This is a genomic window from Bartonella sp. CM86QHHN (genome assembly GCF_042194695.1).
GTDB lineage: Bacteria > Pseudomonadota > Alphaproteobacteria > Rhizobiales > Rhizobiaceae > Bartonella.
On sequence record NZ_JBHIND010000077.1, the window covers coordinates 65,534 to 71,533 of the forward strand.

The window sequence follows — 6,000 nt, forward strand, 5'->3', positions numbered from 1 at the left end:
TGTTGTTTTGAAATATCTGCGATTTGGGGTAAGCAGAAGACAATATCCACACCTTGGATCCGGTAAAGTTTCCCATGGAGATTACCGAGATGTTGTACATACTTATCATTTCATTGCACAAAAAATCGTTCTGCCGTTGCTTAAACTTTATATGATTTTCCGCAATGGGAATATCTTTCCAAGATTGAAAAAAGCTTCGCTTTATATGACCACACCTCAAACGATCGTATTTTACGAGATAACAAAGAAAATTCTGTAGTAAAACAGAAATCAACACCCAACCGATTTCTATCTCTTCACCAATAACAATTGTTTATTGCCCTAACCGCATTATTTCACCTGTCACACGACCTAACATAGCTTTGCAGATAGACTTTCTTCCTCTTCTCCTAGAAACGATCTATGTTAAGCTATTTTGGGATTTACTGCTAAATTGCTTATGCTTGCACTTTGAATACCTTTTTCTCATTATACAAAAGGTAGATAAAAAAATAATTTCGTTTATCAGCTTTATTTTAAAGACACACCTATTTTTACAGGATACGTTCTCCTTTCTATCAACCCTATCACATTTAATACACTTGTCGTTTCTAAACATGAACAACCAAGCATCACAATGGAGCAATAGACACCCATCACTTTCATGGGCACTTGCATTGACAAGAGATAAACAAGAGCATTGATCACCACACACAGAGCAAAAATCTATAGCGACTACGCCATAGACTTTCGCCACGCAAGGGTTATTCTTAAAGCATATTTATGATGAGATAATCATTTATGACATCCTTTTTGTTACGCCAAAGAACGGGTTTTGCTAACTAGTTTTACTATTGTGCAAATTTCTTAAGAAAAACTCTCACTCGCTCATAGATGACAAGATTTCTTTACCCAAGAAATGCACGATGCTCAACTTCGACTATTTGACAGTGATCATTTCAAATTTTAACCAACACGACAATACACCTACTCTAAACGATTTATGTACCACCTCATCCGCAACACATTGCCAAATATCCGTACATTTCCTCGAAAAATTTTCACACTTTTACGCATAGTAAAAAAAAGATTAACTTTAATCATGTTGCACTCCATTTCAGTTGATCTGGATTTTAAAATGCCCAAAAAAATCAAACAAAAATAGAGAGGTAAGTTACGAAAACTACAGGGTAAATTTTACTGCCCCAAAATGTCTATTTTCCCCCGCCTGAACAGTCAGAGGAACACTATAAAAATTATTTTTAATGAAAAACAATTACTTATAATCTAGGGAAGAAAAGTAAAAATCTCCCCCAGAAAAAGAGTTTATCTTCAAAATTATCAAAAAAAGCAGCGCAATTTTAGTGATCTTTTTATTTTTTTCTTTTGATAAAAGAGAGCTGGCAGGTGTCTTAGGCGCCCCTCCGGTAGGTTCCCAATTCGCAACAGCCGCTAATTCCTCAATAACATCCTTTTTTAACTTACCATTTTTCTTATTGTGTAAATCATATTGATCAGCATTCTGTTGCAACCATTTTGCAAGCGTTCCTTTAACAGTTTTACCACCCTCAACCTCACTCACCGCTTCCCATGCCGCAACAATAGCAGCAAGCTTTGGAGCATAACGTGGATGCGTTGGATCTTGAAACGCATATTTTTGGTCCTTAGTCTCAGCAGAATCATCCTCAGGGAAAAAAAATGGAGGGTACAGACCACGCGATGAAAGCCATTCTTTTAAATCATCAACGCGAACATATGAGGAATCTGCATCTATAAAATCCGAAAAATTATAGTACGACCATTCTATCTCTAATCGATTGCTTTTTCCCGCTTGAACGATAGCATGATAGGCTGCACGGAAATTAGCAGTTTTCTCTGATGATACGGAAAGGTTATCTTCGTAAATATCACTTTTTTCTGGTTCTAATTTGTTGACAAACAAATACTTTCCTGGATTTAATCCAACTATTAAAAGCGCTGCCTGCAGTATTGTTAGTTTTTCAGAAAGCCGCCAAAATTTCAAACCATCACTATTTTCCATATATGCTCCCTTTTTTCTGCACAATTTCGCTCTTTTTTAAAAACATCAAAAACGTTTGTTAACGCGTAGAGATTATGCACTTTTCACATTTCAACTCATCCCATACTTTAAATAAAAACACAGCACCCACACCCCTCCTTGTGATCCACAAGAAAATGATTTGAATTGCTTCAATATAAGAAGTTTTGAAGTGAGAGGAATCCTACTGAATTTTGAGCTTTCATACAAGATATCAGGCAAGTTACAAGGCGATAAATGCCCCTTCATAAAGCATAAATTTTTATGCGTGATCAAACAATTTGATATGATAATATCTCTTTCATTTATGCACTCCCACCCTAAAACCTGCCCCTGCAATTACAGCACAAAAGATAATTCGTTACACACTAAAAAATCCACCTAAATGCAAAAGCTGTAACAACGCTAAAATGCGCGTAAATATCATAAGAATACTGGCTTACACCTCCACAAGCAGAATGAGTGGCGTAAAACTGTACAATAAAATGCCATGCCTATAATGAACCGTTCTAAAGACTGTCGCAACACTGGGAGCTAAGGTGTATGATGATACCGGCTTGCTCTTTTATGAAGCGTAAAGATTAAGAAGACTCAATGGAGTTTATATTATTTCATGGAAATTTTGCCGCTCTACCCTTCTATACTCTTCACGGGGGCCCCCTCGCGAAATGGGCTTTTATCCCTTGAATAAAGATCTCTTTTAAAGAATCATCTCAAATTCCAAGAGCTGTTACAGTATTTTGAACGCATCAAATGAATGATGATGCTAGCTTATTCCTTTCCTATATTCTCGAGCATCAATACATTAGAATGCTCCATTCAAACGCCCCTTTAGCAAAATAAAGCACATTGTCTCTTAAATTTTTTCACGTAATCATTTCTTTCATGCGCCCCTCTCGTCTCCATTTGATAAATCTCCTTGTACTTTCTCAGCATCCCATCACCTTTTTTCTCAGTGCAACCTTTTTGTAATTTGTCAGTTTTTAACTTTTAGATTGACTTTCGGTTTATTTTTCTTATGTTTTAGAATTATTCTAAAGTGCAGAGGAACAGAAAATGTTGAGATCGTTTTTTTCATTTGTACAACGTAAAGCCCTGTCCTTTCGTTCAGCACAAAACGTGATACTTAAAGCGCTCAAATTAAAAGAGCAACATGCGGCGCTCTATTTAAAATATGCAAAAGCTCTAGAACCTTATTCCTCTAAGGAAGCCGCAGTTTTTACCGCTATGGGGCTTCAAGAGCTTAAAAATTATAAGCAACTTTTGTGCCTTTCTTGCCATAATCGTGCAAACACTATCGGTTCATTATGTGACAAAACTTCTCTTGTGAAAGGAAAGAGCCGCCATCCCTCCCAAAAAACAACAGCGGCAAATCACACCATAAAAAAGCCTTCGAAAACGCAAAGACAAACACTTTTGACTTGGATTCAACCAGGTCTTGCAGGGTTAATGGATGGCTCTGTCTCCACCCTTGCCCCCATTTTTGCCGCAGCTTTTGCCACGGGAGACACGCATCAAACTTTTTTGATAGGGCTCTCAGCTTCAATTGGTGCGGGACTTTCAATGGGTTTCACAGAAGCAGCCCATGATGACGGCAAATTATCAGGGCGTGGTTCGCCATTAAAAAGAGGTCTTGCCAGCGGCATTATGACAACATTAGGAGGACTAGGTCATACGCTTCCCTATTTGATCAACTCTTTTTATGTAGCGACAATTATTGCTTTTATCATTGTTTTTTTTGAACTAGGCGCCATCGTCTGGATTCAGAACAAATTCATGTCCACTCCCTTTTGGCGCGCCTCTTTACAGGTCATCATTGGGGGAGCTCTGGTTTTTGCCACGGGTATTCTTATCGGTAGTATCTAAAAAATCTTATCTGTAACCATAATTTAGATCTCAAATAAGCGCATGCCCCTAGGCATAAGCCATCCTTGATGATGCCATTATTGAAAAATGCCTTTGATAATGTTAGGTGGTGTTGTGGAATATTTTAGGTCAGCCAAAGATGATAAGCAAGCTCTGGGGACAACCTATATCCACACACCTTTATCGACTTGGTTTTATAGATATCTTTTGTTAAAGTATCATTTTCTTCTAGACCTCATATTTTGGAAATGCCTCGATCATGTCGCACACTGAAACAAACGCCTCTCTAAACAACCATCCTGTCTCTTCTCAATCTTCACATGCCCAGACTTTATTTGTTCAGCGTCTTGCACACGGACAAGGTTTAGAACTTCCTTGCTACGCGACGGCGGGTTCTGCGGGTCTTGATCTACGGGCAGCAATTGGAGAAGAAGAAACGCTTGTTCTTGCCCCTGGGCAGCGGGAACTTATTCCAACAGGTCTCATTTTTCATTTATCTCTTGGGTTTGAAGCACAAATACGTCCACGCTCTGGCTTAGCCTTAAAACACGGCATCACATGCCTCAACACTCCAGGAACGATTGATAGTGACTACCGTGGTGAAGTCAAAGTCCTTCTTATCAATTTAGGACAAGAAGACTTTTCAATCCAACGGGGCATGCGCATTGCCCAAACAGTCATCGCCCCCGTATCTCAAGTTAATGTTTGCGCCATTGAACCAGAACAAAATACCCAAAGCCATAACGAGAGCCGTGGAACAGGAGGTTTTGGTTCAACAGGACACACTTAAGAAGCTCTGAAAAATCGCTACTCTCAAAATAACACACACACTTATTCTAATCACTCTTTCACTTAAAACCCCTTGGGCTTTTAAAGTGCAGAAGGAATGCGCATTTGCTTTCAAAGTTTTTTCACTAAACGCCCCTCTAAACGGGCATCCTTACTCTTCTCCTGTCTCTTCTCAATCTTCACACCCCCCTTGACTTTATCCGTTCAGCATCTTGCACTTGGGACAAGAAAGCTTCCTCACTACACAACGGCTGGTTCTGCGGGTCTTGGATTTACAAGCAGCAATTGGTAAAGAAGAAATGCTTGTTCTTGCCCCTGGGCAGCGGGAACTTATTCCAACAGGTCTCAATTTTTCATTTATCACGTGGGGGCTTGTGAAGCACGCATCCGTCCACGCTCTGGCTTAACCTTAAAACACGGGCATCACATGCCTCAACACTCCAGGAACGATTGAGTATGACTATCCGGAAGTGAAGTCAAACTCCTTCTTATCAATTTAGGACAAGAAGACTTTTCAATCCAACGGGGCATGCGCATTACCCAAACAATCATCGCCCCTGTATCCCAACTTAATGTTTGTGCCATTGAACCAGAGCAAAATACCCAAAGCCATAACGAGAGCCGTGGAACAGGAGGTTTTGGTTCAACGGGACACACTTAAGAAGCTCTGAAAAATCGCTACTCTCAAAATAACACATACCCAACCACTCTTTCACTGGAAATTCTTTGAGCTTTTAAAGTGCAGAAGGAGTGCGCATTTGCTTTCAAAGTTTTTTCACTAAACGCACCTCTAAACAATCATCTCTCAATTACGTCTCTCACGCTATACAAAACTTCATTATCACCAGATACCCCTCCCCCATAACAAAAACATTGGCATTAACCATTGAGAGCTCACACACCGCTGGTAATGTCGACAATCTATACATCATATTGATTTATAATAATAATGAATTGTCTTGTAACTTAAATGAGAAATCTCAATACTGTAAGATTGTTTCATGGCAAGCCTATTTATATTAAATCAATCAAAAGCATGTTTCTCACATTCCAAACGTGGCTAGCACGCAGATAAAAACTGAAAAAATGCCTACAATGAATAGCACTATCACAACATTGGGAAAAAAATATAAATACGATAATGGTGCTCGCTTGCTCTTTTGTTAAGCATAAAGATGGTGATGTTTGATAGGTTTTTTGATTATGTTACGGGGGCTTTACCGTTATACCATTTATGGATAACATGTAAGTTTTATGTAAAAATAACTTGCTGTATTTATACAGCTTTTTTACAGTGAGGGACGCGT

General features: G+C 38.9%; 3 protein-coding genes and 1 pseudogene. 3 read left to right on the forward strand and 1 reads right to left on the reverse strand.

Annotated features, from left to right (window positions below; genetic code table 11):
• Positions 1 to 1,255 precede the first annotated feature (1,255 nt).
• On the reverse strand, positions 1,256 to 2,020 hold the full coding sequence (locus ACFIKX_RS08920) for a hypothetical protein (protein WP_375627766.1): 765 nt from the start codon (positions 2,018 to 2,020) through the stop codon (positions 1,256 to 1,258).
• A 1,074-nt stretch (positions 2,021 to 3,094) separates the two neighbouring features.
• Between ACFIKX_RS08920 and ACFIKX_RS08925 the strand changes: the two genes are divergently transcribed.
• The 3 genes and pseudogenes from ACFIKX_RS08925 to dut (ACFIKX_RS08935) all read left to right on the forward strand — a co-directional run bounded on the left by ACFIKX_RS08925 (position 3,095) and on the right by dut (ACFIKX_RS08935) (position 5,354).
• On the forward strand, positions 3,095 to 3,904 hold the full coding sequence (locus tag ACFIKX_RS08925) for a VIT1/CCC1 transporter family protein (RefSeq protein WP_375627767.1): 810 nt from the start codon (positions 3,095 to 3,097) through the stop codon (positions 3,902 to 3,904).
• Positions 3,905 to 4,163: 259 nt separating this feature from the next.
• Positions 4,164 to 4,694, forward strand: coding sequence for a dUTP diphosphatase (gene dut, locus ACFIKX_RS08930; protein ID WP_375627768.1), 531 nt, complete (start codon positions 4,164 to 4,166; stop codon positions 4,692 to 4,694).
• 85 nt (positions 4,695 to 4,779) lie between these two features.
• A pseudogene (gene dut, locus ACFIKX_RS08935) lies at positions 4,780 to 5,354 on the forward strand (dUTP diphosphatase).
• Positions 5,355 to 6,000: the final 646 nt, after the last annotated feature.

Coding starts and splice junctions, on each gene's coding strand:
- ACFIKX_RS08925 (WP_375627767.1), top strand. CDS start 3,095: ATGTTGAGATCGTTTTTTTCATTTGTACAACGTAAAGCCCTGTCCTTT.
- dut (WP_375627768.1), top strand. CDS start 4,164: ATGTCGCACACTGAAACAAACGCCTCTCTAAACAACCATCCTGTCTCT.
- ACFIKX_RS08920 (WP_375627766.1), bottom strand. CDS start 2,020: ATGGAAAATAGTGATGGTTTGAAATTTTGGCGGCTTTCTGAAAAACTA.